Source organism: Deltaproteobacteria bacterium HGW-Deltaproteobacteria-6, from assembly GCA_002840435.1.
Taxonomy (GTDB): domain Bacteria; phylum Desulfobacterota; class Syntrophia; order Syntrophales; family Smithellaceae; genus UBA8904.
The window spans coordinates 61,981-86,761 of the sequence record PHAT01000005.1 but is presented as its reverse complement, the minus strand read 5'-3'; the positions used below and the strand labels follow the sequence as shown (position 1 = coordinate 86,761).

At 47.9% G+C, this 24,781-nt stretch carries 24 protein-coding genes; all 24 read left to right on the top strand.

Annotation, left to right across the window (positions count from 1 at the left end):
* The 24 genes from CVU71_10625 to CVU71_10510 all read left to right on the top strand — a co-directional run bounded on the left by CVU71_10625 (window position 1) and on the right by CVU71_10510 (window position 24,768).
* Complete coding sequence (locus CVU71_10625; GenBank protein PKN17973.1) at window positions 1-672, top strand: SAM-dependent methyltransferase; 672 nt, start codon at window positions 1-3, stop codon at window positions 670-672.
* A 65-nt stretch (window positions 673-737) separates the two neighbouring features.
* The gene (locus tag CVU71_10620) at window positions 738-1,625 is read left to right on the top strand and encodes a hypothetical protein (GenBank protein PKN17972.1); all 888 of its coding nucleotides are present in this window, start codon (window positions 738-740) and stop codon (window positions 1,623-1,625) included.
* Window positions 1,622-2,485, top strand: coding sequence for a hypothetical protein (locus CVU71_10615; protein PKN17971.1), 864 nt, complete (start codon window positions 1,622-1,624; stop codon window positions 2,483-2,485). Before CVU71_10620 ends, CVU71_10615 begins: the two co-directional genes overlap by 4 nt.
* Before the next feature lie 35 nt (window positions 2,486-2,520).
* The gene (locus CVU71_10610; protein ID PKN17970.1) at window positions 2,521-4,086 is read left to right on the top strand and encodes a membrane-bound O-acyltransferase family protein; all 1,566 of its coding nucleotides are present in this window, start codon (window positions 2,521-2,523) and stop codon (window positions 4,084-4,086) included.
* The gene (locus CVU71_10605) at window positions 4,055-5,224 is read left to right on the top strand and encodes a hypothetical protein (protein ID PKN17969.1); all 1,170 of its coding nucleotides are present in this window, start codon (window positions 4,055-4,057) and stop codon (window positions 5,222-5,224) included. The genes CVU71_10610 and CVU71_10605 overlap by 32 nt, the downstream gene beginning before the upstream one ends.
* Before the next feature lie 45 nt (window positions 5,225-5,269).
* Window positions 5,270-6,439, top strand: a complete 1,170-nt coding sequence (locus CVU71_10600) for a hypothetical protein (GenBank protein PKN17968.1) — start codon at window positions 5,270-5,272, stop codon at window positions 6,437-6,439.
* Between the two features lie 23 nt (window positions 6,440-6,462).
* The gene (locus tag CVU71_10595) at window positions 6,463-7,536 is read left to right on the top strand and encodes a dehydrogenase (GenBank protein PKN17967.1); all 1,074 of its coding nucleotides are present in this window, start codon (window positions 6,463-6,465) and stop codon (window positions 7,534-7,536) included.
* Window positions 7,533-8,540, top strand: a complete 1,008-nt coding sequence (locus CVU71_10590) for a phosphate ABC transporter substrate-binding protein (protein ID PKN17966.1) — start codon at window positions 7,533-7,535, stop codon at window positions 8,538-8,540. The genes CVU71_10595 and CVU71_10590 overlap by 4 nt, the downstream gene beginning before the upstream one ends.
* A 90-nt stretch (window positions 8,541-8,630) precedes the next feature.
* The gene (pstC, locus tag CVU71_10585) at window positions 8,631-9,476 is read left to right on the top strand and encodes a phosphate ABC transporter permease subunit PstC (protein ID PKN18689.1); all 846 of its coding nucleotides are present in this window, start codon (window positions 8,631-8,633) and stop codon (window positions 9,474-9,476) included.
* A gap of 1 nt (window position 9,477) precedes the next feature.
* Window positions 9,478-10,332: a phosphate ABC transporter, permease protein PstA gene (pstA, locus tag CVU71_10580; protein ID PKN17965.1), complete on the top strand. Its 855-nt coding sequence runs from the start codon at window positions 9,478-9,480 to the stop codon at window positions 10,330-10,332.
* A gap of 10 nt (window positions 10,333-10,342) precedes the next feature.
* Window positions 10,343-11,191 carry a phosphate ABC transporter ATP-binding protein gene (locus tag CVU71_10575; protein ID PKN17964.1) on the top strand — a complete coding sequence of 283 codons (849 nt, stop codon included), beginning with the start codon at window positions 10,343-10,345 and terminating at the stop codon, window positions 11,189-11,191.
* A gap of 14 nt (window positions 11,192-11,205) precedes the next feature.
* Window positions 11,206-12,132, top strand: a complete 927-nt coding sequence (locus CVU71_10570; protein PKN17963.1) for a sulfate adenylyltransferase subunit CysD — start codon at window positions 11,206-11,208, stop codon at window positions 12,130-12,132.
* Window positions 12,132-14,045 carry a bifunctional sulfate adenylyltransferase subunit 1/adenylylsulfate kinase gene (locus CVU71_10565; protein PKN17962.1) on the top strand — a complete coding sequence of 638 codons (1,914 nt, stop codon included), beginning with the start codon at window positions 12,132-12,134 and terminating at the stop codon, window positions 14,043-14,045. The genes CVU71_10570 and CVU71_10565 overlap by 1 nt, the downstream gene beginning before the upstream one ends.
* Before the next feature lie 65 nt (window positions 14,046-14,110).
* Window positions 14,111-14,974 (top strand): ABC transporter permease, encoded by an 864-nt coding sequence (locus CVU71_10560; GenBank protein PKN17961.1) that lies wholly within the window; start codon window positions 14,111-14,113, stop codon window positions 14,972-14,974.
* A gap of 18 nt (window positions 14,975-14,992) precedes the next feature.
* Entirely contained in the window at window positions 14,993-16,345 is a 1,353-nt protein-coding gene (locus CVU71_10555) for a hypothetical protein (GenBank protein ID PKN17960.1), read from the top strand.
* Between the two features lie 11 nt (window positions 16,346-16,356).
* Window positions 16,357-17,583: an SAM-dependent methyltransferase gene (locus CVU71_10550; GenBank protein ID PKN17959.1), complete on the top strand. Its 1,227-nt coding sequence runs from the start codon at window positions 16,357-16,359 to the stop codon at window positions 17,581-17,583.
* A 30-nt stretch (window positions 17,584-17,613) separates the two neighbouring features.
* Complete coding sequence (locus CVU71_10545) at window positions 17,614-18,750, top strand: erythromycin biosynthesis sensory transduction protein eryC1 (GenBank protein PKN17958.1); 1,137 nt, start codon at window positions 17,614-17,616, stop codon at window positions 18,748-18,750.
* Between the two features lie 31 nt (window positions 18,751-18,781).
* On the top strand, window positions 18,782-19,255 hold the full coding sequence (locus CVU71_10540) for a hypothetical protein (protein PKN18688.1): 474 nt from the start codon (window positions 18,782-18,784) through the stop codon (window positions 19,253-19,255).
* Window positions 19,256-19,293: 38 nt separating this feature from the next.
* Window positions 19,294-20,415, top strand: a complete 1,122-nt coding sequence (locus CVU71_10535; protein PKN17957.1) for a DegT/DnrJ/EryC1/StrS family aminotransferase — start codon at window positions 19,294-19,296, stop codon at window positions 20,413-20,415.
* 67 nt (window positions 20,416-20,482) lie between these two features.
* On the top strand, window positions 20,483-21,118 hold the full coding sequence (locus CVU71_10530) for a methyltransferase (GenBank protein ID PKN17956.1): 636 nt from the start codon (window positions 20,483-20,485) through the stop codon (window positions 21,116-21,118).
* A gap of 28 nt (window positions 21,119-21,146) precedes the next feature.
* The gene (locus CVU71_10525) at window positions 21,147-22,124 is read left to right on the top strand and encodes a hypothetical protein (protein PKN17955.1); all 978 of its coding nucleotides are present in this window, start codon (window positions 21,147-21,149) and stop codon (window positions 22,122-22,124) included.
* Between the two features lie 5 nt (window positions 22,125-22,129).
* Complete coding sequence (locus tag CVU71_10520) at window positions 22,130-23,071, top strand: nucleoside-diphosphate sugar epimerase (protein PKN17954.1); 942 nt, start codon at window positions 22,130-22,132, stop codon at window positions 23,069-23,071.
* Window positions 22,989-23,849 (top strand): hypothetical protein, encoded by an 861-nt coding sequence (locus tag CVU71_10515; GenBank protein ID PKN17953.1) that lies wholly within the window; start codon window positions 22,989-22,991, stop codon window positions 23,847-23,849. Before CVU71_10520 ends, CVU71_10515 begins: the two co-directional genes overlap by 83 nt.
* A gap of 1 nt (window position 23,850) precedes the next feature.
* Window positions 23,851-24,768: a hypothetical protein gene (locus tag CVU71_10510; GenBank protein PKN17952.1), complete on the top strand. Its 918-nt coding sequence runs from the start codon at window positions 23,851-23,853 to the stop codon at window positions 24,766-24,768.
* The last annotated feature ends 13 nt before the right edge of the window (window positions 24,769-24,781 follow it).

Below are 24,781 nucleotides of genomic sequence, written 5' to 3'. Positions count from 1 at the left end.
ATGTCCTATATTGATTTTTTGTCCGTAATTCACAAAAGCACAAAGAGAGATTACCTGGCCCGGGTCAACGATCCGGAGTATCCCAAGGCCAAAGCGGCCGAACTGGCCAAGAGATGGGCCTTCGACTACTGGGACGGCGACCGCAGAATCTGTTACGGCGGCTACCGTTATATGGCGGGGCGCTGGGCTCCCGTAGCCAAAGCAATGATCGATCACTACGGCATTAAGCCGGGTGATAAAATTCTGGATATCGGCTGCGGCAAGGGCTTTTTACTCTATGAGATTTCGCTGCTGGTCCCCGGCGTCGAAATTTACGGGATCGACATATCCGATTACGCGATCGCTAATGCCAAGGAAGAAATCAAAGATCGCCTGAAAGTCGGAAATGCAAACCAGTTGCCCTTTCCCGACAACTATTTTGATTTTGTTTACTCCATTACAACATTGCACAACCTGCATTGTTATGACCTGGACAAGGCCCTTCGCGAAATGCAGCGGGTCGGCAGAGACAAAAAATACCTCTGTGTTGAATCCTATCGGAACGAAATCGAAAAAGCCAACCTGCTTTACTGGCAGGTCACCTGCGAAGCATTCAATACTCCGGAAGAATGGCAGTGGTGGTTTGATCTCTGCGGATATACCGGCGATCATTCTTTTATTTATTTTGAATAGATTCATGAAAAATCAAGGGGCGCAGAAAACAATGCCTCAGTCTCATATGGTTCAAGCGAGTGCACATGTGGAAATTTTATTATAAAATTAAAGAACGTCTTAAAAAATATTCATGGATCATTAAAGCATACGAATTCCTATTAATAAAGCGGCGGGAGCTGTTTCGCAGGCACCCCCAATTACCCAATGATTTTTGTTTTCATTCCATGTACATTCATACCAACGATCCGTTTACACAAAAGAACTGGAAGCATCTTCGCCGGGGTTATGACGATGAAATTTTCATCAAGGAGACCGTCCAAAAAATCCGTTTCAACACGATGTGCTCCTATGACGCTCTTGCAAATTTGGCTGCTATCGTTCGTTATCTCGAAGAAGGGCAGGTTCCCGGTGCATTTGTCGAAACAGGCGTCTGTCAGGGCGGCAGTTCCGCATTAATGGCCATGGTTTCTCTCAAATGGGGAAAGACCCGCCGGCATCTGCATCTTTTTGATTCTTTTGAAGGCCTGCCCAGGCCGATCAAAGAAAAAGACTACTGCGAATGGATGAAGTGGGACTGGGGAATCACCGCAAAGGATTGCGACGGAAAAATGATTTCCAGCGGCGCCTTGATCGCCGCAAAAGCCGACGCGGAGGAAGCGATTTTTTCCATTGCCCAATATCCCGAAGCACTGGCGACCTTTCATGTGGGGTGGTTTCAAAACACGGTTCCCCTCGCCGCCAAATCCATGGGGCCTGTCGCTTTGCTGCGTCTCGACGGCGATCTATACGAGAGCACTCTGGTCTGCCTTCGGCATCTATATCCCCTGGTTATCCGGGGTGGGTTCGTAATTATTGACGACTGGGGTTTGAAAGGATGCCGTACGGCCTGTGAAGAATACTTTGAGGAGATCGGGATCCGGCCTTATATCCACTTTGTTGACGGAACCGTCCGGTATTTCGTAAAGGAATGACAGCAAGCAGTTCCATCATCTTCGGCGGCGACGGCCAACTGGGAGCGAATCTGGCCACTCTTTTAAAAGAGAGAGGCAGACCGGTTTTGTCCACAATTTTTTTGAAGGATCAGCCCGCCCGGGATGAAATTTACCTGGACATCAGCAAAGATATGTCCCGGTGGCCCGTTCCCGGAAAATTTGCCGACGCTTTTTTCTGTGCCGCCATTACATCGACGGAGGTCTGTCGGACGCAACCCGACGTATGCCGCAAAGTAAACGTCGAAAACACCCTGGCGCTGGCCCGCCTACTATCAGAAACGGGTGCCGCCCTGTTCTTCCCTTCCACCAATCTTGTTTTTGACGGAAGCATTCCTTTCCGAAAATCAACCGATGCGACGAATCCCCAATGTGAATATGGACGGCAAAAGGTTGCAACGGAACAGGGCCTCGCGGCCTTAACGGATAAGGCTGCCGTGATCCGTTTTTCCAAAATCATCGGACCCGGCATGACACTTCTGACGAACTGGGCCAACGACCTCCGGAATGGAACGACAATTCATCCTTTTTCCGATATGGTTTTAGCGCCCGTGTCGCTTCGCTTTGCTACGGAGATCATTCTGGCCGTCATGCAAAAAAAAAGCTACGGCATCTGGCAGGTTTCCGCCGCCGAAGATGTGACGTACGAGGAAATGGCCAGGCATCTGGCCCGTAAAATAGGGGCGCCGCAGTCACTGATTGCGCCGGTTAAGGCATGTGAATCAGGCCTGACCATGGAAACCATACCGGAACATACGACACTGGATGCATCAAGATTGAAAGGCGAACTGAATATAACCGCACCGTCGGTCTGGGATACGCTTGATGAAGTCATTATCTGAGAGGGTGCACGACCGGCGTTTAAGCCGGAAGAATTATGCTGTTTAACTCCTACGTCTTCATATTTGCCTTCCTGCCCGCTGTCCTGCTCGGATTCTTCCTGATTGGCAGGCTGCATAAAAATGCCGCGCTCTTCTGGCTGTTTGGCGCTTCCCTTTTTTTTTACGGCTGGTGGAATCGTGCCTTTGTCCTTCTTATCCTTGCTTCCATTGTCGTTAATTATGGATTTTTCAGATGGCTGACGCGTCCCCGCGACAGCCGCCCGGTTCACGCAAAATGGGTGCTGACCGCCGGAATCGTTTTTAATCTGGGGGTGCTGGGATATTATAAATACGCCGATTTTTTTATCGGAAACGTCAATAATGTTACTAATTCGTTTTTTCTTTTGCAGCATGTCATTGTGCCCATTGGTCTCAGTTTTTATATTTTCACGCAGATTGCCTGTCTGGTGGATAGTTACCGGGGCGAAATCAAAGGGGGCAGTTTTCTCGAATATTGCATCTTTGTCTGTTTTTTTCCCCAACTGACGGCCGGGCCGATTGTCCGTTATCAGGAGATTATTCCGCAGTTTAAAGAAACGGAAAACCACCGTCTGCATTTCATCAATCTGTCCGTCGGATTAACCATTTTTTTTATCGGTCTTTTTAAAAAGGTTATTCTGGCCGACAATATTGCCGTTTATGCCAATGTGGTCTTTGAAGCGGCGGGCAAAGGGGTCAACCTCACATCAGCTGAAGCCTGGCTGGGAGCTCTTGCTTTTACGTTTCAGCTTTATTTTGATTTTTCCGGTTATTCGGACATGGCCATCGGCCTGGCCCGCATGTTTAACATTGTTCTGCCCCTCAATTTCTTCTCTCCGTACAAAGCAAAAAGTATCATTGAATTCTGGCGCTGCTGGCATGTAACGCTTTCCCGCTTCCTGAGGGACTATCTGTATATTCCATTGGGCGGGAACCGTAAGAGCACTCTGCGGCGCTACATCAATGTCATGGTTACAATGCTTCTGGCCGGTCTGTGGCACGGTGCCGGCTGGACTTTTGTCTTCTGGGGCGGTCTGCATGGGGGATATTTGGTCATCAATCAGGCCTGGCATAAAATTGCCGGCCGAATCGGCGTCCGGGTGCCGGAACGATGGCAATGGCTGACCGGATTTTGTGCTCGCGCTCTAACGTTTATTGCTGTGGTATTTGCCTGGGTGCCTTTCCGCGCCAAATCCTTTTCCGAAGCCATGGTGATATTCAAGGGTATGACCTATGACCTTGTTAACCTGCCGATGTTTTTGATAGGTAAGATAGTTAAACCCGGTGGAATAATCGTAGAGGCTTTTCCCAATATTATTTCATCGCTGCCGTCTAATTGGTTCTATTACGCGTTTTTAGTAATTCTCATTACAGTATTAGTCGTCTGGTTTCTGCCTAATACAAGTGAATTGATGTCTGATTTTAAACCGGTTCTTAATTCCTTGAACATAAAAAAGGGCGCTTTCCTGCAGCGTTTACGCTGGAGGCCCAGCCTGCCCTGGTTCGCATTTATTCTGCTGATTGCCGCTTTCTGTCTGAGCGATCTGGATAATGTCCGGGAGTTTCTCTATTATCAGTTTTGAAAACGAAAAGAAGCATCGCCTGTATGCCGTCGGTCTTATTATTTTGATCTTTATGCCGATTGCTGTTTCCTACGCGCTTTTCCGTTATCAACCTTCTCTTTTCTATTTCCGGGCGTGGGAATATCTGATGGAAGTTTTACACCCCAACCCGAACATGCCTCAGGTCTGGGAAGGAGTGGAACTGGGCGATATGTCCAGAAGTTATCTGTTTCGCTTTCAGGAACCGCGCCATACGCGCGTGTCCATTGATGCTGACGGTTTTCGCCGCGTTCCTTATGAAACGAATCGTTACGAAATTGTCGCATACGGCGATTCACAAGGGTTTGGTTCCGGTCTGAGTGATCACGAAACATTTCCCTGGAAACTTGCTGTAAAACTGGGGAAACCTGTCTTCAACGGGACAAGAAGTAATACCCCCGAAAGTCTTCTCGCTAAGCAAGAGCTTAAAGATGCGAGAATCATTATCGATGTTGTGCAAAGTTATGCGGTTTCCATCAAAAGCTACTTTCCCGCTAATTTCACAATAAAAGAATATGTTCCTTTACGTAAAGCTGTTTGGCCGGTGACCGTAAAACGGTTCAATCCGTTTGCCATATTAATGCGCATGATCAAAGGTTTAGTGCATGATGTTTTCGTAGGGGCCAAAGGGATTAATGAGTATATGTGTGAAAAAGAGTATCGCATTCCTTATTTTGATCAGGACCGGAATAAAATTGTTCTTACCGGTGATCCGGATATCGAGAATGATATGGCAAAGCAAATCGATATGATCGACCAATACAACCAGCGCCTGAAAAAGTTGGGTTATGTTTATGTTCTGGTACTCGTTCCACGCAGGGATCTGTTGTATGCGGATTCCATGGATGATTTCACAAAGAGCTATTTCCCCCGATTGATCCGATTGCTGGAGGCGAAAGGCGTTCATGCAGTGGATCTGCAGGATGACTTCCTGGCCAATAAAAACCTTGGCCTGTATTTTCGTACGGATACGCACTGGAATGCCAGAGGAACGGAAATCGCCGCCGACCGTGTGGCCGATTATCTGCAGAAAAAAGGTATTATCCGATCGTCGGAAATGGCCTCGAAAAGAACATCGCTGAAGATCAATCCAGTACAATCATCGTATGGGGTTCAATGAATCCAATGGTCATGATGAAACTATTTACTTTGCATCCGGTGTTGCATGATGAAGCCTGAAATTGCGGTTCAGTCCGATAAAACATGCCATGTTTGCCAATCCCCTGATATGCAGGTTATTGGAGAATTTTCTTCATTGGCGCAAGTCACTTCGGATTGCCGTCCCTGGAAAAGAGGGGGACAGCTCGGCATTTGCCTGTCCTGCGGTTTTGTGCAAAAAATTACGGATGATGCCTTCTTGCGCGATTGCGAGGCCATCTATAGAAGTTACGAGGTATATTATCAGGCGGGCGGCGAAGAGCAAAAGGTTTTTGACCAATCACGCGGCCTTTCCATGTCCCGGTCGGAATCGATCCTGGCTCAGTTGTTGAAAGAGAATAAACTCCCTTTTTCAGGAACGCTGCTGGATGTCGGGTGCGGGAACGGCAATCTGTTGAAATCATTTTCCAAACATTGTCCGCAATGGTCGCTGTCCGGGCTGGAATTTGACGAAAAAAACCGGAACGCTGTCGAGGCGATCGCGCATGTCGATCAGTTTTACAGCTGCGATCTCTCGAAAGTCCCCGCAAGCTTTGATTTGATTTCCATGATTCATTGCCTGGAGCATATCTCCGATCCCCGCCGGTTTCTTCTGCTCGTGAAGGAAAAACTGAATCGTGATGGAATGGTCCTGATTGAAATTCCTGATTACACGCAAAATCCTTTTGATCTGGTTATTGCCGACCACTGCACGCATTTTGATGTCTGCGCCATTCGGCAGCTTCTGGAACAATGCGGATTCGAACCGGTTCTTGTATCGACCGAATTTGTCTCTAAGGAAATAACCGTGTTGGCCAGGGTCAATGATGAAGTCAAAGAAACGACCCGTATGACCAGCGTGCAGGATTCTCAGCGCCGGCTCTCGGAAGCGATTGCGTGGCTGATAGAAAATATTGCCTGTGCCACAAGAATTGCCGACCATGAAGAGTTAGGAATATTCGGAACGTCTATTGCCGGGGTCTGGCTGTATAATGAAATCCCGGAGCGCGTTTCCTTTTTTGTTGATGAAGATGAAGCGCGGATCGGCAGATCTTTCCTGGAACGAAAAGTGTATCATCCGCGAAAACTGCCGAACCAGGGGCAGGTGTTTATTCCTTTGCCTCATAAGATTGCCGGCGGGATTGCCGCGCGCCTTAATATTTACGGGGATCGCTTTATTATTCCCCCACCACTATAAAGATCAGGAGTGAGGTTTTAATTATGGAAATACCCAGAAAGATGCGTGCAGCGATCCTTGTCGAACAGAAGAAGCCGTTGATTGTGGATGAGGTTGAACTGCCGGAAACGCTGGATTACGGACAGGTTCTGGTCCGGATTTTCTTCAGCGGGATCTGCGGATCGCAGATCGGTGAAATTGACGGCGCCAAAGGCGAAGACAGGTTTCTGCCTCACCTGCTTGGCCATGAGGGTTCAGGCGAGGTCATGGCAATCGGTCCGGGCGTTCGTCATGTGCGGACTGGTGATCAGGTGATTATGCACTGGCGGCCCGGGAAAGGCCATGAAGCCGCGACTCCACGGTATTCGTGGCGGGGCAAACCGCTCAATGCGGGTTTCGTGACGACGTTTAACGAGTATGCCGTTGTTTCGGAGAATCGTGTGACGGTCATGCCCGAAGATTTTGATCCAAGGCTGGCCACGCTTTTCGGATGTGCCCTGACCACAGGTCTCGGTGTTGTTTCCAACAACGCCAAAGTGAAGATGGGTGAGTCCGTTGTGGTTTTCGGCGCGGGGGGGGTCGGCCTCAACGTTATCCAGGGAGCTTCCCTGTCGTCTGCGTATCCGATTATCGGGGTTGATCTTTATGATAACAAACTGGAACTTGCGAGAACCTTCGGAGCGACACATCTCATCCATTCAGGAAAACAGGATGCACGGTCGGAAATTCTGAAAATTGTCGGAGCGCAGGGCGCCGATGTGGTTATCGATAACACAGGGAACACGGACATCATTGCCATGGCCTATGAACTGACGGCGGCGCAGGGCAGAACCATTCTGGTCGGCGTTCCCCGAAAGGGAAACAAGATATCCATTTATTCTCTGCCGCTTCATTTTGGAAAAATAATGACCGGATCGCATGGCGGCGAAGCCGAGCCAGCGGTTGACATTCCTAAATACATGAAACTCCATCAGGCGGGAAAACTCCGGCTTGACGGTTTGATTACGGATTGCTTTGATCTTGCGGATATCAACATGGCCATCAGTAAAATGCGTTCCGGCGAAATAGCCGGACGCTGCCTGATTGACATGAATCTAAAAGGAGCAGTGAATCAATGAAAAATATTAAAAGGGCTTTGTGTGTATTATCCATATTGTTCATCATGGGCATGGTCTGTGCGGGCTGTGAATCAAAAAAAGAAGACAACGCGAAACAATCAATTTCCTCTGCTGGTCAAAAGCTTCAGGGAACCATCCGGGTTTCCGGCGCCTGGGCTCTTTATCCCATGATGGTGAAATGGGCTGAAGAATTTTCGAAAATTCATCCGGAGGTTCGCGTTGACGTATCGGCCGGCGGCGCGGGAAAAGGCGTCGCTGATGCCCTGGCCGGTCTTGTCGATATCGGAATGGTCTCGAGGGAGATCAGCCCCGAAGAGATTCAGAAGAATGCCTTTTATGTTCCTGTCGTAAAAGATGCCGTGTTTGCGACGGTGAATGAAGCTAATCCAGTTCTGGCCAAGGGATTGCTGGTCAAAGGTCTTAAAAAGAAAACATTTTATGATCTCTGGATTACGGGCAAAACTATGACCTGGGGCGACGTTGCCGGTATGCCGTCCAAAGATAGAATTCAGGTTTATACCAGATCCGACTCCTGCGGTGCCGCTGAAATATGGGCAAAGTATCTGGAGGGCAAGAAACAGGAAGATCTCAAAGGTGTTGGTGTTTACGGAGACCCCGGTGTTGCCGAAGCGGTTAAAAAAGACGCTTTCGGCATCGGTTTCAACAACCTGAATTATGCTTACGATGCAAAGACCGGTCTTCCCCTGAAGGGGATTCAGGTCATACCCATCGATGTTAATGAGAATGGACGGGTTGATGACGAGGAAAAATTGAGCAATAAAAAGCAGGCGATGCAGGCTGTCATGTCCGGAAGTTATCCGTCACCGCCGGCGAGAGATCTCTATATTCTTTCCAATGGAAAATTTAAAGGCCTTTCTAAAGAATTTGTTAAATGGATTTTGACGGATGGACAAAAATTTGTTGAAGAAGTAGGTTATATCAAACCGGCCGACGATAAAATTAAAACCGCTCTGGCCAAGATGGAAGATCAAAACATCAAATGATGGTTCAGGTTCGATAACAGCATGGCATTTTTGAAAAGGTCTTCTTATCCCGGTTTTAGAAAATGGAAGGATTGTATTGCATCCGGGGTTATGCGCTCGAGCCTCATTTTTGTGAATGCGGTGGCCATCGTTATTCTGGCAGGGCTTTTCATAAAGTCCCTGCCGATTCTTGATAAGACATCCCTCGGCGAGTTGCTGCTTTCCTCTTCCTGGCATCCTCTCAAGGGGGAGTTCGGATTTTATCCGTTCATCATCAGCACAATCGAGGTTACGACAATTGCGATGACGCTGGCGATACCGGTCTGTCTGCTGGCGGCGATTTTTCTTTCTGAATACGCCCATGCCCGTATTCGCGAATTTCTCCGCCTTATCATTGATATTCTTGCGGGTATTCCGTCTGTTGTGTACGGCCTCTGCGGGGTTATTGTTGTGGTGCCCTTTGTGAAATATATTGGCCAGCTCCTGGGATACCAGACGACGGGCTACAGTCTTCTGTCCGGCGGCATCGTCCTCGCGGTGATGGTTTCACCCTTCATTATTTCCGTTTCGGTGGAAGTTCTCAGATCCGTCCCTTTCGAAGCAAGAGAAAGCACGCTTGCACTGGGGGCCACGAAATGGGAAGCCATTAAGTACGTTGTCCTGAAAAGTTCCCTGCGCGGTATTATTGCCGCCGTTGTTCTTGGTTTTTCACGGGCTTTTGGCGAAACGATCGCGGTACTTATGGTTGTGGGAAATGTGGCCGCCGTTCCCCAGACATTATTTGATCCCGCCTACCCGCTGCCCGCTCTCATTGCGAATAATTATGGGGAAATGATGTCCATTCCCCTTTATGATTCGGCGCTTCTGCTGGCGGCTCTGGTGCTGATGCTGGTGGTGGGAATTTTCAGTCTGACCGCTCATTTCACTTTGCTGCGTATGGGATGGAAGAGCCGATAAAATGAAGACGAAAGCGCGCAAAGCGGAAGAAACCTTATTCAAAGGGCTGATGGTTGTTTCACTGCTGCTGATTTTGTCGGTTCTGGCCGGCATTGTTATTGTCATCACCATGAAAGGAGCATCATCCCTATCATGGGCCATGCTGGTTGAAACACCCAAGGGAGGGTATTATCTGGGCAAGGGCGGCGGCATTGCCAATGCGATCGTGGGGTCTTTTTATCTTGCTGCCAGTGCCACGGTAATTTCCATTTTAATTAGCCTGCCCGCGGCTTTTGCCCTTCAGCAGGATTTCAGCAGCCGGAAATTTGCAAATTTTACCCGATTGCTGCTGGACGTTCTCTGGGGGACGCCTTCGATTGTCTATGGCGCCTTTGGCTTCATCATCATGGTCTATTTCGGGATCAGGGCATCCCTTCTGGGGGGGATTATCGTGCTGACGCTCCTGATGTTGCCGATCATGATCCGATCCATGGAAGAAGTCATCAGAACGGTTCCTCTGACGCTGAAAGAAACGTCCTATGCGCTCGGCGCTACAAGAATTGAAACAACACTGGCCGTCGTAATGAGACAAGCGCTGCCGGGAATTATTACCGCTGTTCTGCTGGCTTTCGGCCGCGGTATCGGCGATGCCGCTTCGATACTTTTTACCGCCGGCTACACGGATTATTTGCCGCGATCCCTTTTTGAACCGGTGGCCTCTTTGCCGCTTGCCGTTTTCTTTCAGGCCGGGACGCCGATTCCGGAAGTTCAGGATCGTGCCTATACGGCTGCCTTAATATTGTTGTTCATCGTCCTGATGGTTAACATTGTTTCGCGCATCCTGTCCTGGCGATCTTCAAAATACATCATAAAGTAGATGGTATAACATGTCAGTCATCAGCATCAACAACCTCAATATTTCCTACGGGAACCACAAAGTCCTTCAGGATGTCACCATTAACATGTCCGGCAATCAAATCATTGCCATACTCGGTCCGTCCGGATGCGGCAAGACGACGCTGCTGAAAAGCCTGAACCGCTTACTGGATTTCAATGAACAGGTCCGGGTTGACGGAGATATTCAGATTGGCGGGACGAATATTAATGATCCGGCGGTCGACGTCATTGACTTGAGAAAGAAAGTCGGTTTTTTGTCTCAGCGGCCTTTTCCCCTGCCGATGTCCATCTATGACAATATTGCCTTTGGCCCCAAATTGCACAGACTGAGTGATGAACAGGTCCAGCGGCAGGTGGAGGAGAGGGAGAAGAAGCATAATATCCTAAATGGTTCCATGCAAGACCTCCTTCTGACGAAGGATTCTAAAAGAAACAAATCCATGGATCACCTGGTGGAGTATTATCTCCGGCTGGCGGGGTTGTGGAATGAAGTTAAAGACCGGTTGCATGCGCCGGCGTCACAATTATCCATCGGTCAGCAACAGCGGCTGGCCCTCGCCCGTGCGCTGGCCGTTGAACCGGAGATCATTCTTGCCGATGAACCGACATCCGCTCTGGATCCGATTTCCGCAAAACTTGTGGAGAATCAATTTACGCTTTTAAAAAGAGATTACACGATTATTGTAGTTACTCATATATTGCGGCAGGCGCGGCGGCTTGCTGATTACGTCATTTTTCTCTATATGGGAGAATTGGTGGAACACGGCCCGTCGGCGGAATTTTTCAATAGTCCTAAAGATGAAAGGACGATTGCCTATATCAAGGGAGAAATCAGTTAACTTTTGAGGATGTAATGAGTTCATACAGTCTTTCATACCTTAACCAGCTTGAATCGGAATCAATTCACATCATGCGTGAAACAGTGGCTGAATTCAAGAATCCGGTTATGTTGTATTCCGTTGGAAAAGATTCCAGTGTCATGGTCAGAATAGCTCAAAAAGCTTTCTATCCCGGCCCCTTTCCCTTTCCCCTGATGCACGTGGATACGGGGTATAAATTTCCTGAAATGTATGTCTTTCGCGATAAATTCTGCAAAGAAATCGGCGCGCGGCTCATTATCGAGCGAAATGAAGAATGGATTGCCAGGGGCTGTCATCCCCTGGACATCGGCGTGGATAAATGCTGCAGCTATTTAAAGACAGGCGCCTTGCTGGACGCGATCAGGAAGCACGGGTTTGACGCGGCTTTCGGCGGCGCACGGCGGGAAGAAGAGAAATCACGGGCAAAGGAGAGAATCTTTTCTCTTCGTGACGCGCATGGGCAGTGGAATCCGAAGAATCAGCGCCCGGAACTCTGGGATTTGTATAACACGAGGATCAATGAAGGGCAGACTGTTCGTGTTTTTCCTTTAAGCAACTGGACGGAGCAGGATATCTGGCAATATATCAAGAAAGAACGCATACCCATTGTTCCTATTTATTTTGCGCAGAAACGCGAAGTTGTGAAACGCGACGGCATCCTCGTGCCGGCATCATCCGTTTCCAGCGCGAAGCTCAGCAAAAAAACGATGATTGCCGGGGAAGATGTTGAAATGCTTTTATGCCGTTTTCGCAGCCTGGGTTGCATTCCTTGCACCGGCGCCGTAGCCTCGTCAGCCAGCACGATTGATGATATCATTGGAGAGGTGGAGGCGGCGCGAAAATCGGAACGGGAAAACCGCATCATCGATCTTACCAGTGATTCCTCTATGGAACAGAAAAAGAAAGAGGGATATTTTTAATGAAATACCGGGAAAAATCTCTGCTGCGTTTCACGACAACGGGGAGCGTGGATGATGGAAAGTCCACACTGATCGGCCGTCTGCTTTTTGAAACGAAATCCATCTTTGAAGATCAGTATGATGCCATCAAGAAAACGTCCATCAAGAAAGGGTACAGAGATGTCGATCTGGCCCTTCTCCTTGACGGTCTTTCTGCCGAACGCGAGCAGGGCATTACCATTGATGTGGCTTATCGCTATTTTGAAACCCCGACGAGAAAATTCATCATCGCGGATACACCCGGTCATACCCAGTATACCCGAAACATGGTTACCGGAGCGTCGACCGCTGATTGCTCCATCATCCTGATCGACGCCAGAAACGGCGTATTAACACAATCCAAGCGGCATGGCTTTATTGCATCCCTGCTTCAGATTCCCCACATGGTTGTTGCGGTCAACAAAATGGATCTCGTGGACTATTCCGAAGACATCTATAACCGCATTGTCGACGAATATCGGGATTTTTCTGAAAAACTGGAAATACATGACGTCACCTTCATTCCGGTTTCCGCCTTGAAAGGCGATAATGTTGTTGAAAAAAGCGCCAACATGCCCTGGTATGAAGGGGGAACTCTGCTGCACTATCTGGAGAACCTTCATGTGTCGGCGGACCGAAACCTGGTTGATTTCCGTTTCCCTGTTCAGTACGTGATCAGGCCCGATCTTAATTTCAGGGGCTTTGCGGGACGGATTGTGTCCGGCACCATTTGTCCGGGAGAGGCTGTCATTGCTCTGCCGTCCGGTCAGTCCACAACGATTAAAGCCATTCAGACTTTCGATGGTGAACTGCAGGAGGCCTTTGCGCCGCAATCCGTCGTCTTAACCATGGATGATGAGATTGACATCAGCCGGGGGGACATGATCGTCAGAAAAAATAACATCCCCCAGGTCGGCCATTCCTTTGAAGCTGTGATTTGCTGGATGGATGAACAGACCATGATTCCCGGCTCGACCTATATCCTCAAGCAGACAACCAATTCCGTAAAAGCGCATATCGCCGGCATTCTGTACAAGATAGACGTCAATACGCTTCATCGGGAATCAACGGATACACTGATGCTCAATGAAATCGGACGGGTCAACATTGTAACGGTGTCCCCGGTGTTTTTCGATGCATACAAGATGAATCACAGTACGGGCAGTTTCATTTTGATCGATCCATTGACCAACCACACCGTCGCCGGCGGCATGATCCGCGGGGTTGCCAGGGCGATCGATGATATCCGTGAAAAAAAGGAAACCGAAGACGCTCATCGGCCCAAGTCGCCCCATATCGTCTGGGGCGGATGGAACATCCCCCGTGAGCAGAGGGAAACCAGAAACGGACACCGGGCCGCTGTGCTGTGGCTGACCGGATACTCAGGCTCCGGAAAATCGACTATTGCCAAAAATCTGGAGAAGAAGCTCTATCAGGCGGGATGCCAGACGGTGCTGCTTGACGGCGACAATATCCGGCACGGCTTGTGCGGCGATCTGGGTTTCTCGGAAAATGATCGGCATGAAAATATCCGCCGGGTTGGAGAAACAGCGAAACTCTTTTTTGAGTCCGGGAACATCGTTATTTGTACTTTCATTTCCCCCTTTGCAAAAGACAGACTGTTTGCCAGATCCCTTTTCCCGCCGGATCGCTTTTATGAAATTTACGTCAAGTGCGATCTGGATATATGCGTGCGTCGTGATCCCAATGGCCTGTATAAGAAGTCCATGAGCGGCGCCATCAACAATTTTACGGGAATATCCTCGCCGTATGAGGAGCCGGCCAATGCCGAGATGGTGGCCGAAACGGAGATATTCAGCCCTGAAGATATTGTCGGCGGCATTCTGGAAAAACTGCTTGCGGACGGAATTATATCCGAACGACACCGAAACTGACCAAGCCGGAAGGGCTCTGCAAATTTCAAGTAAAATGGCACGCCCTCTCTCCTTCATGATAAGGAATGATGATGACCAACCAAATTGAAAATCAAACATGGGATCAGATTATCAGACCGAAGACAGGCTGGTTTGATCTTCATTTCAGGGAACTCTGGAATTACAGAGATCTGGTGCTGTTTTTTGTAAAAAGGGACTTCAGCGCTTTCTATAAGCAGACGGTTTTGGGGCCTTTATGGTATGTTATCCAGCCTCTTTTTACGACCATTGTTTTTACCGTTGTGTTCGGCAAAGTTGCAAAGATACCAACGGATGGGATTCCGCCTTTTCTTTTTTACTTATCCGGAATTGTTGCCTGGAATTATTTTGCAGACTGCCTGAAAAACACATCCAGTACTTTTATTACGAATGCGAATATTTTCGGCAAAGTCTATTTCCCCAGATTAACCGTGCCTTTATCAGTTGCACTGATCAATATGATCCAGTTTTTCATTCAGTTTATATTGTTTCTTTGCTTTTATTTCTTCTTCATCGCGAAGGGGGCTCCCATCTATCCCAATAAGTGGCTCATAATCGTTCCGTTGTTGATTATCCAGATGGCTTTTCTCGGCCTGGGAATCGGTATTCTGGTATCGTCATTAACAACGAAATACCGGGATTTGAATTTTGCCGTCGGTTTTGTCGTCTCGCTTTGGATGTATGCCTCGCCTATTGTTTACCCTGTTTCCAGCGTTCCGGATCGCTATCTTTTTTTATACATGCTTAATCCGATGGCGCCGATAATTGATATGTTCAGGTTCGCTTTTTTAGGTAATGGAATAGTTCATCCCGGCCATTGGATGATCAGCATCATGATGACGGTCGTTATTTTTTTCGTCGGGTTATTATTATTTAACAGGGTCGAGAAGACATTTTCAGATACCATCTGATGTGCCCAGGGTTTGGTTATGTCCAACATTGTTCTTAAGGTTGAAAATTTATCAAAACAATATCGTCTGGGTATTATCGGGCATCAATATCTTTTTCGCGATATCCAGTCATGGTGGGCCCGAATCAGAGGAAAAGATGATCCCAATCTGAAAATCAATCTGAATTCGACAGGCCGGTATCAGGCCAATCATGTTGATGGCTCCGGCACCTATGATGACGGCACCTTTTTAGCGCTGAAGGACATTAATTTCTCGGTGAACTATGGAGAGCGGATTGGCATCATCGGGCGTAACGGCGCCGGCAAGTCGACTCTCCTGAAAATAATATCCAGGATTACATCGCCGACGAGAGGCGTTGTTAAACTCAAAGGACGGGTTGCCTCGCTGCTGGAAGTCGGGACAGGTTTTCATCCGGAGTTGACGGGCAGAGAAAATATCTATCTCAATGGCGCCATTCTGGGTATGACGAAGGCGGAGATTGCGTCGAAATTTGATGAAATCGTTGATTTCTCCGGGGTAGAGATGTTCATCGATACGCCGGTTAAGAGATATTCCAGCGGGATGTATGTCCGCCTTGCTTTTGCCGTTGCCGCACATCTGGAACCGGAAATTCTTGTTATTGATGAGGTGCTGGCTGTCGGGGATTCTGAGTTTCAAAAAAAATGTCTGGGGAAAATGAAGGATATCTCGGAAGAGGGCGGGAGGACCATCCTGTTCGTGAGTCACAATATGGGGGCCATTCAAAGCCTTTGCGGGAGGGTCATTCTGCTCAGTGACGGACAGATCAAATCAGACGGACCTGCCACTCAGGTGGTTTCACGCTATATGTCGGAAGACTTCCACGCCGCTGGAGAAAAAATATGGCCGGATATCAAAAAGGCACCGGGAAATGATTATGTGAGAGTCAATTCCGTGCGTGTTGTCGATCGGGAGGGCAGGACGTGCACAAATTATGATGTTCGTGATCCCATTGCCATTGAAATCAAATATGCAGTCCTTCGGGACATGAACAGCATCAACACATCTTGTTGTTTTTTTAACCATCGGGGGGAAATAATATTTCATTCACGAAATGATTCCATAGACCGGCCTCCGGAGCAGAGAAAGTGCTCGCCCGGATTTTATGTTTCAACCTGCCGGATTCCGCCGGACCTGATGAATGATGGACAGGTTATCGTTCAGGTGGCGGTTACGGATGAACTGGAAGTTTATTTTCTCGATAAGGCCTGTGTTTCGTTTAATGTTCTGGACGCGATGGATCCGGATGGTGTTCGCAGGAATTACGTGCAGGAGTGGCCGCCTGCCGCTGTCCGCCCATTATTGGAGTGGACAAACCAGACCTATCCATTAAAAAATTCTTTTATAGATTAAGGAGGCAAACCGTGGCCGTTAACCATTGCAGAATATGTGGTGAACCCTATGAACCGTTTATGTCGTTTGGCAAAATGCCGATTGCCAATGGCTTTTTGACGCAAAGCCAATTTTCTGATGAGTATTTTTATGAGATGGAAGCAGGGGTATGTTCAAACTGCAACATGTTTCAATTATTGAATCAACCTGAACGCGAAATCATGTTCAATGAAAATTACGCATTTTTTTCGCAGACCTCTCAAGGCATGATTAATCATTTCCGGATGTTTGCGGAAAATGTCCGGCGGGATTACATCCAATCGTCAGATCCCTTTGTTGTGGAAATCGGAAGCAATGACGGCATCATGCTCCAGAATTTCGCGAAAGCCGGCATCCGCCATCTGGGCATTGAGCCTTCCGCAAACGTGGCCTTGGTTGCCCGGGAAAACGGCATTAATACAATTTCAGCTTTCTTTGACGAAGATCTTGCAAAAAAAATATTGACTGAATATGGACCTGCCGATGCCATCCTGGCCGCCAACGTCATGTGCCATATCCCCTATCTGCATTCCATTATCGCGGGGATGAAACAGCTCTTGAAGCCGGAGGGCGTCGTTGTGTTTGAAGACCCTTATCTCGGGGATGTTATCGAAAATACAACCTATGATCAAATTTATGATGAACACGTTTTCCTGTTTTGCGTTTCGTCAATCCAATATCTCCTGAAAAAGCATGATATGGAAATATTTGACGTCGAACCGCAAATCACTCACGGGGGGTCCATGCGGTATTATATTGCGGGGAAGGGAAAGAGAACAATATCTCCCCGCCTGTCCCGCCAACTGGCAAAAGAGGAGCATCTGGGCCTCAACCGGCGTGAAACGTACGATCAATTCAAAATCAACTGCGATCGGTTTCGCACGGACCTGATGACGATTCTGAATGACATCCGGGGAAAGGGGAAAAGCATCGTCGGATATGCGGCGACATCCAAGAGCACGACCATCATTAACTTCTGCGGCATCACCGACAAACATATTGACTATATCTGCGACACGACACCGATCAAACAGGGGAAATTCAGTCCGGGAGCCCATATACCGGTTCTGTCCCATCAATATTTCAAAGAGCATTATCCGGATTATGCGCTGCTGTTTGCCTACAATCATGAAAAGGAGATTATGGCGAAAGAGAGTGACTTTATGGCTTCCGGCGGCAAATGGATCGTTTATGTTCCGGAGATTAAAATCAGAGAGTAATTCACTTTAACGGACGATTGGACCTTTACAATGATTTTATGCGCTAACCCCAAAGCCCAGTATGTTGCTTATAAAGAGGAAATCGACTCAGCCATTGCCGCTGTGCTTGATGGGGGATATTATATTCTCGGAGATGAAGTAAGCGCTTTTGAGCAGGAATTTGCGTCTTTTACCGGTGTCTCCTGCGCCATTGGCGTCGGAAGTGGTACGGAAGCCCTGCATCTCGCATTGACCGCGTGCGGCATCGGTCCGGGGGATGAAGTGATAACTGTTTCGCACACGGCGGTGGCGACGATAACGGCTATTATCCTGGCCGGAGCAAAGCCTGTCTTCGTCGATATCGAAAATGAGTACTTCACCATCGATCCGGGGAAAATTGAGCAGGCCGTAACGGCAAAAACAAAAGCAATGGTTCCGGTCCATATTTACGGGCAGGCCGCCCTGATGAAAGACATTCTTGCTGTTGCTCAAAAACATCATCTGCGGGTCATCGAAGACTGCGCGCAGGCGCATGGTGCGTTTTGCGGGAACATGCAAGCGCATGGCGGCGGCCGCGGATCGTATAAAAGGTGCGGCGCCTATGGCGATATGGGGTGTTTCAGTTTCTATCCCACAAAAAATCTGGGGGCCATCGGTGATGGCGGAATGGTCGTGACCGATAATGTCGAGCTGGCCGAAAAGGTCCGGCAATTAAGGCAATACGGGTGGAAAGAGCGTTACGTCAGTAAGTCTTTTGGATGGAACAGCAGGCTGGATGAGCTTCAGGCGGCGATACTGCGCGTCAAGCTGCGGCATCTGGATGAAGATAATGGCAAACGTCTTCAAATCGCGGATGCCTATAACAGCGGGCTGGCCGAAACGGATTGTATGGTCCCTGCCCGACGTCCCGGGGATGGTCACGTCTATCATCTGTATGTCGTGAAAAGTCATGAACGGAACCAGTTGCTGTCGTATTTGAAGGCAGAGGGCATTATGGCCGCCATCCATTATCCGACTCCCGTGCATTTGCAGCCGGCATTCAACCAATCGTCCGATCTGCAGCGGTACGATCTTTCCCGCACCGAAAGGGCGGCAACCGAAATTCTGTCCTTACCCATGTACCCTGAATTGAGTATGGAGGAAATATCTGTGGTTATCGGTGCGGTAAAACGTTTCTTTAAAAGATGAAGAGGACGGAACAGGAGGCTGTCGTGAGATGATGAATCATATTGATGCCGCTATAGCGGGTGTCGTCTTTAAAAAGATTGAAACACACACCGATGACAGGGGATTTTTCAGGGAAATTATTTGCGGCTGCGGTGAAGATTCCACGATTATCGGTCAGGTGAGCCATTCGCTCGTTTATGCGGGGACTGTTAAAGCGTGGCATGCCCATAAAATTCAAACACAGTGGAATTACGTGCTGTCGGGTCTGATTAAGGTTGTATTGTACGACATGCGGAAAGAGTCTCCCACCTATCGTCAAAAAATGGAGTTTCTTTCCGGTGATTATCAGGTGCCGCAGGCATACGGATTTCCGCCGGGCATTTTACATGGATACCGGTGTATCAACGGACCCATGCATATCATCTATGTGACATCCGGTACATACGATACGGGCGATGAGGTTAGAATTCCGCATGATGATCCGGAAATCAACTATGATTGGACGGAAGGCATTAGAATACGGTAGGGTGTTTTTCTAAAGGATAAGGATTAAAGGATAAGGCCATGGATAAAATATTTTTTGCGGGACCCTGGATTACGGAGCACGAAATAAAGGTCGTGGAAGACATGATGCGCAACGGCTGGTATGAACACCCTTTTGACTATTGTGAGAAATTCGAAAAGGAATTTGCGGCATATCATAATCGAAAATACGGATTGATGACGCCCAGCTGCACGACGGCCATTCACCTGTTATTGACTGGAATGGGGATTTCCGATGGGGACGAAGTTATTCTTCCCGATTGCACCTGGATTGCGACCGGCGCGGGAATTACCTATCTGAGAGGCATCCCGGTCTTTTGTGACATCGATCCCGTGCACTGGTGCTTGGATCCCGAGTCGGTGAGAAAAAGCATTACGCCGAAAACCAAAGCGATCATGGCGGTGGGATTATTCGGCAATATGCCGCTGATGGATGAATTGCTTCAGATTGCCAGTGAACATGGCCTGCCCCTGGTTGAAGATGCCGCTGAGGCCCTTGGCTCGACATATAAAGGCGTTAAGGCTGGAAAATTCGGAATTGCCTCCACGTTCAGCTTTCACCGGACCAAGACCATCACGACCGGCGAGGGGGGAATGCTGCTTATTGATGATGACAAATTATTCGAGCGGTGCAAATTTCTCCGCGATCATGGCAGAAGAACCGAGGTCGGCATGTATTATAATTACGAGGTGACGTATAAATACATGCCGAACAATCTGTCAGCCTCTCTGGGCTACGCGCAGTTTCAAAGAATTGAGGAACTGCTGATCAATAAGAGAAACCAGCTCAGGCTTTACAGGGAGAACCTCCGGGATGTCGACGATATTGAAATCAATCCGGATCCGGTGGAAGGAATCCATGGAGCCTGGATGCCGACGATTATTATCGGCAAATCCTATAAGATGGATAAAAATGATGTGATCAGGAAAATGGCTGAACTGGAAATACCCTGCCGGCCTTTTTTCTATCCATTATCCTCCATGCCGGCTTATCCCGGGTTTCAGGAAAAATATGAAAAGCGGAATGTCAACTGTTATGATATTTCGCCAAGGGGCGTCAATCTTCCCTGCGCCGGAAATCTCACGGAAGACCAGATTGTCAGAGTTTGCGACGGAATTAAAAAGGTGTTGAAAAGAAAGTAAGATTCATCTATGTCCAGAGGCGGACAGCCTGATAACACGATCATTTCTCAGAGAAGGTGGAATTGCAATGGAAAATAAAATACCGAAAAGCGATATTAGAATCAATCTGGGCTGCGGTGGCCGTCCCCTGCCGGGATATATCAATGTTGATTTGGATACAATAGAACAAATGAAAGTGCGTTACCCGGGCACTGTATTTCCGGAGGGTGTTGAAGTATACCAGTATGACATCTTCAATCTCCCTTTTCCCGACGGCAGCGTTGCGCTGATTCGGGCCGATTCTCTGCTGGAGCATCTGTCTTTTCTGGAGGAAAGTAAAATTTTCCAGGAAGTAAAGCGCGTATTGTCTCCCGGCGGCTGTTTCGAATTTTCGGTCCCGGATTTCGAAGAAACCGTCCGGCTTTGGTTGCAGGCAAAGGACGAATGGAAGGATTTTTTCCGCAATGATCCGGAGGCAATTGCCGCTCAGCACTGGTTTGGTCAATATTCATATTCAACGGAAAGTCGATGGGGATACTTGACCGCCAGTATATTCGGACCCCAGAACAGCGAAGGGCAGTTCCATAAGAATTGTTATACCGAAAATAAAATTCGTGCGCTTTTGCATAGAATCGGATTTGAAGTGGATGAATTGTCCCGTTTTAACTGGAAAGGTGATCGGAACCTCATGATATTTGTCAGAGCCAGGAAAAAATCGTCATAATCTGTTCCGGGAAATTGAAGGAGTTTTTATGAAAGGAAAAAAGGTTTTAATCACCGGCGGATTGGGCTTTATCGGCAGCAACCTCGCACATCAGTGCCTGGCTATGGGGGCGGATGTCACAATTTATGATTGCCTGGATACACGCTCGGGCGGTAAGCTTTATAATATCCATGATATAAAAGATTCCGTGGAGCTCTGCTATCATGATATCTTGGACTATGACCAAATCGTAGAAAGAGTGGTTAAGAAAGATATTATTTTTAACTGCGCGGCCTCGACATCTCATCCCTTTTCCATGCGGGAACCCTGGATTGATATGGACGTCAATGTGCGCGGCGTCATTAATTTATTGGAAGCCGTTCGTCGATTCAACGCCGATGTGAAATTTATTCAACTCGGAACAAGTACGCAGTTGGGTAAATTGCAATACGAGCCCGCAGATGAAAAACACCCCGAATTCCCCACCGATATATACTCTGCCAATAAATCCGTGTCGGAGAAATATGTTCTTATCTATGCGAATGCTTACATGCTGCGCGCGGCGGTCGTCCGCTTGTCAAACGTGTATGGTCCGAGAGCCAGTATCCACAGCGCCGGTTTTACTTTTAACAATTATTTCGTGGGACTTGCCATGCAGGGTAAGAATATTGATATTTTCGGCGAAGGGAACCAACTGAGAAATGTGATTTTTGTCGATGATGCCGTCAATGCATTGATTGCCGCCGCTCTTTCGGAAAAAACACAGGGGCAGGCGCTTTTTGCCGTGGGAGATCATCATTACACCGTTGCGGAGATTGCGGAAAAAACGATGAAGTGCATGGGCAGTGGAAGCATAAAATATATCGAATGGCCCAAGGACAGAAAATCGACGGAGGTGGGCAATGCCGTGATCAGCAACAAAAAAATTAAAGAGTATCTTAATTGGGCGCCCCAATTTGATTTGGATGCCGGGCTTGTCGTAACCAGGGAATATTACAAAAAACATCTCAAACATTATTTGGCGTAAATAAAATGAAAATCATTGTAACCGGAGCATTAGGACATATCGGATCCCGATTGATCAGGGAGCTGCCCGCCGCTTTTCGGGGGCTGGAAGTTGTGATGATCGATAATATGCTGACCAATCGCTATGCCTCATTATTCAACCTTCCCGCGGAAAGCCGTTACCGGTTTTTGGAAATGAATGTGTTAAATGCCGATCTGTTTTCCGTGATCGATGGGGCGGATGTGGTTATCCATCTGGCGGCTATTACCGATGCCGCCGGAAGTTTCAACAATAAAGAGCAGGTCGAAACGAATAACTTTAACGCGACAGCCAGGGTTGCTGAAGCCTGCGCCGGTCTCGGCTGCCCGATGATTCATATGTCCTCCACCAGTGTTTACGGGACGCAGAAAAACCTGGTCGACGAATGCTGTACGCTCGAAGATTTAAAGCCCCAGAGTCCTTATGCCGAAACAAAACTTAAAGAGGAAGACTATCTCTTCGAACTGGGCCGGTCCAAAGGCTTGAAATTTATTGTCTGTCGTTTCGGCACGATATGCGGAATTTCTCCGGGCATGAGATTTCACACGGCTGTCAACAAATTCTGCTGGCAGGCCGTTATGAGACAGCCCCTGACGGTCTGGACAACCGCCTTGCATCAGAAACGTCCGTATCTGTCCCTGCAGGACGCCATGAAGGCGTATCAGTTTATCATTCAAAGCGGATTGTATGATAATCAGATCTATAATGTTTTAACCGATAATCTAACGGTCAACGACATTGTTCAGAATATTGCCGCGCATATTCCACATGTATCGATTAAGTACGTTGATAATGAAATCATGAATCAGCTTTCTTATGAGGTTTCCAGTCAGCGCTTCATGAATCATGGTTTTCGCTATTCCGGATCCATTGCGAAAGATATCGAAGAAACAATTGCATTGCTTGGAAATTGCAATCATGAGCACTGATCAGGAAAGTCCCTGCGTCTGGGATGGAATAGTCGATGCGTTTCCGGAATCGGAATCTGATCACGTTTGGGATTCCGAGCGTTGGGTCACGTCAGTGTTTAAAGCTTTATCGTCACCCGGCGCTATTGGTGGCGCCAATAAAACCGCGCCTTCTGAATTGAGCCTGGTTCATGAGTATCCCCTGCCTCCGATTGCGGCATTACTCGCGACTTACAAAACCGATTCACCCCTGCGTATTCTTGATTTTGGCGGCGGCAGTGGAAACAGTTTTATGGCCTGTATTCATTCGTTGCCCGACCCGCAAAAAATAGAGTATCACATTGTGGAAGGGAAAAGAATTTGTGAAAAGGGTCGAGAAATATATGCGAACTTCAATAATATTTACTATCATGATTCTTTACCTGTTGGCGAAAGCAGGTTTCACATTGTTCATATAGCAGCAGCACTTCATTATATCCGTGACTGGCGTGGGCTCTTGAAGCAACTCCTGAATTATCAACCTGATGTCCTGATGCTCAATGCGCTGAATGCCGGAGATATTAAAACGTTTGTATCCTTTCAGAATTATTACGGAGAGAAGATTCCCGTCTGGTTCTGGAATATCAGTGAAGTGACGGAATATGTACAATCACGGGGTTATCACCTTATCTACAAATCACTCCTGGAATTTTCCTTCCTCGGAAAGATTCAACTTCTGCCCATGCAAAATTTTCCATCGGAATATCGCTTGGAACGGAAATGTAACTTGATCTTCGGATCGCCAACGCTCAGGGATTAACATGTCAAAAAACGTCATTCATATCGGCGCCAATAAAACCGGTTCAACAACGCTTCAGCGTTGCTTGTTTTCAAAAAGTAAAGATCTCGTCTATATCGGTGAGGATGGTGATGATTATGCGGAACATCAGGATACCATCCTTTCTCTTATTTCGGATGATGATATCTATTTCAAAGCCCGCGAAGCTGAAGATCTTTTCAAGCGCAAGAAAGAAACGGCCGGGGATAAGACGCTGCTGTTTTCCAGCGAAGATATCATGACCAGCCATATTCCTGCATTGTGCGCAAAACGTCTTTCCGGCTATCTTCCGGACGCTGAAATATTACTGGTTGTAAGAAATCAGCTGACGGCTGTTCCGTCGATGTATGCCAACCATGGCGCCTACCTGAGGAATGTTCCGCGCCGGTACTGGAAACGATTTGTTTCGTTTGATGAATGGATGGATCATTCCACAAATTTTATCAAATACAGTCTCATCGGCAGTTATTTTTATCATAGAATCCTTTGTGGCTTTACACAATACTTTGACAGAAAGAAAGTTAAAATCTTGTTCTATGAAGATTTTATTTCTAACCCGCCCGGCTTCATCAAGGATCTTTGCGCGATTTTGCGCATAGATGCCGATGAGGCCATTGGGCTTGTTTCATCGCGGCGTGAAAGGACGAGGAACACCATGCGTCAATGGCAGTATCATCGATTCTGTGACCATTTTGGAGGCCGTGATATCATACAATACATTCCCGGCGCCGCCCTGAAGGATATGGCCAGAAATTATGTTCAGTCAGGCCCGCCAGCCGAAGGTTTTATGTCGGATGCCTGGAGGAAGCGGGTTATTGAACTCTATCAGGAAGACAACGCGAAATTGATGCATGAGTATGGACTTGATCTGAAAAAGTACGGCTATCCTTTACCGGGTTGAACGGCGGAAAATG

Bases quoted from the DNA above. Each gene is read 5' to 3' on its own strand.
- CVU71_10515 (PKN17953.1), top strand. From the start codon at position 22,989: ATGGTTTTCGCTATTCCGGATCCATTGCGAAAGATATCGAAGAAACAA.
- CVU71_10590 (PKN17966.1), top strand. From the start codon at position 7,533: ATGAAAAATATTAAAAGGGCTTTGTGTGTATTATCCATATTGTTCATC.
- CVU71_10520 (PKN17954.1), top strand. From the start codon at position 22,130: ATGAAAATCATTGTAACCGGAGCATTAGGACATATCGGATCCCGATTG.
- CVU71_10600 (PKN17968.1), top strand. From the start codon at position 5,270: ATGATGAAGCCTGAAATTGCGGTTCAGTCCGATAAAACATGCCATGTT.
- CVU71_10555 (PKN17960.1), top strand. From the start codon at position 14,993: ATGTCCAACATTGTTCTTAAGGTTGAAAATTTATCAAAACAATATCGT.
- CVU71_10510 (PKN17952.1), top strand. From the start codon at position 23,851: ATGTCAAAAAACGTCATTCATATCGGCGCCAATAAAACCGGTTCAACA.
- CVU71_10545 (PKN17958.1), top strand. From the start codon at position 17,614: ATGATTTTATGCGCTAACCCCAAAGCCCAGTATGTTGCTTATAAAGAG.
- CVU71_10625 (PKN17973.1), top strand. From the start codon at position 1: ATGTCCTATATTGATTTTTTGTCCGTAATTCACAAAAGCACAAAGAGA.
- pstA (PKN17965.1), top strand. From the start codon at position 9,478: ATGAAGACGAAAGCGCGCAAAGCGGAAGAAACCTTATTCAAAGGGCTG.
- CVU71_10615 (PKN17971.1), top strand. From the start codon at position 1,622: ATGACAGCAAGCAGTTCCATCATCTTCGGCGGCGACGGCCAACTGGGA.
- CVU71_10575 (PKN17964.1), top strand. From the start codon at position 10,343: ATGTCAGTCATCAGCATCAACAACCTCAATATTTCCTACGGGAACCAC.
- CVU71_10540 (PKN18688.1), top strand. From the start codon at position 18,782: ATGAATCATATTGATGCCGCTATAGCGGGTGTCGTCTTTAAAAAGATT.
- CVU71_10560 (PKN17961.1), top strand. From the start codon at position 14,111: ATGATGATGACCAACCAAATTGAAAATCAAACATGGGATCAGATTATC.
- CVU71_10595 (PKN17967.1), top strand. From the start codon at position 6,463: ATGGAAATACCCAGAAAGATGCGTGCAGCGATCCTTGTCGAACAGAAG.
- CVU71_10565 (PKN17962.1), top strand. From the start codon at position 12,132: ATGAAATACCGGGAAAAATCTCTGCTGCGTTTCACGACAACGGGGAGC.
- CVU71_10535 (PKN17957.1), top strand. From the start codon at position 19,294: ATGGATAAAATATTTTTTGCGGGACCCTGGATTACGGAGCACGAAATA.
- pstC (PKN18689.1), top strand. From the start codon at position 8,631: ATGCGCTCGAGCCTCATTTTTGTGAATGCGGTGGCCATCGTTATTCTG.
- CVU71_10570 (PKN17963.1), top strand. From the start codon at position 11,206: ATGAGTTCATACAGTCTTTCATACCTTAACCAGCTTGAATCGGAATCA.
- CVU71_10530 (PKN17956.1), top strand. From the start codon at position 20,483: ATGGAAAATAAAATACCGAAAAGCGATATTAGAATCAATCTGGGCTGC.
- CVU71_10605 (PKN17969.1), top strand. From the start codon at position 4,055: ATGTCCGGGAGTTTCTCTATTATCAGTTTTGAAAACGAAAAGAAGCAT.
- CVU71_10620 (PKN17972.1), top strand. From the start codon at position 738: ATGTGGAAATTTTATTATAAAATTAAAGAACGTCTTAAAAAATATTCA.
- CVU71_10610 (PKN17970.1), top strand. From the start codon at position 2,521: ATGCTGTTTAACTCCTACGTCTTCATATTTGCCTTCCTGCCCGCTGTC.
- CVU71_10525 (PKN17955.1), top strand. From the start codon at position 21,147: ATGAAAGGAAAAAAGGTTTTAATCACCGGCGGATTGGGCTTTATCGGC.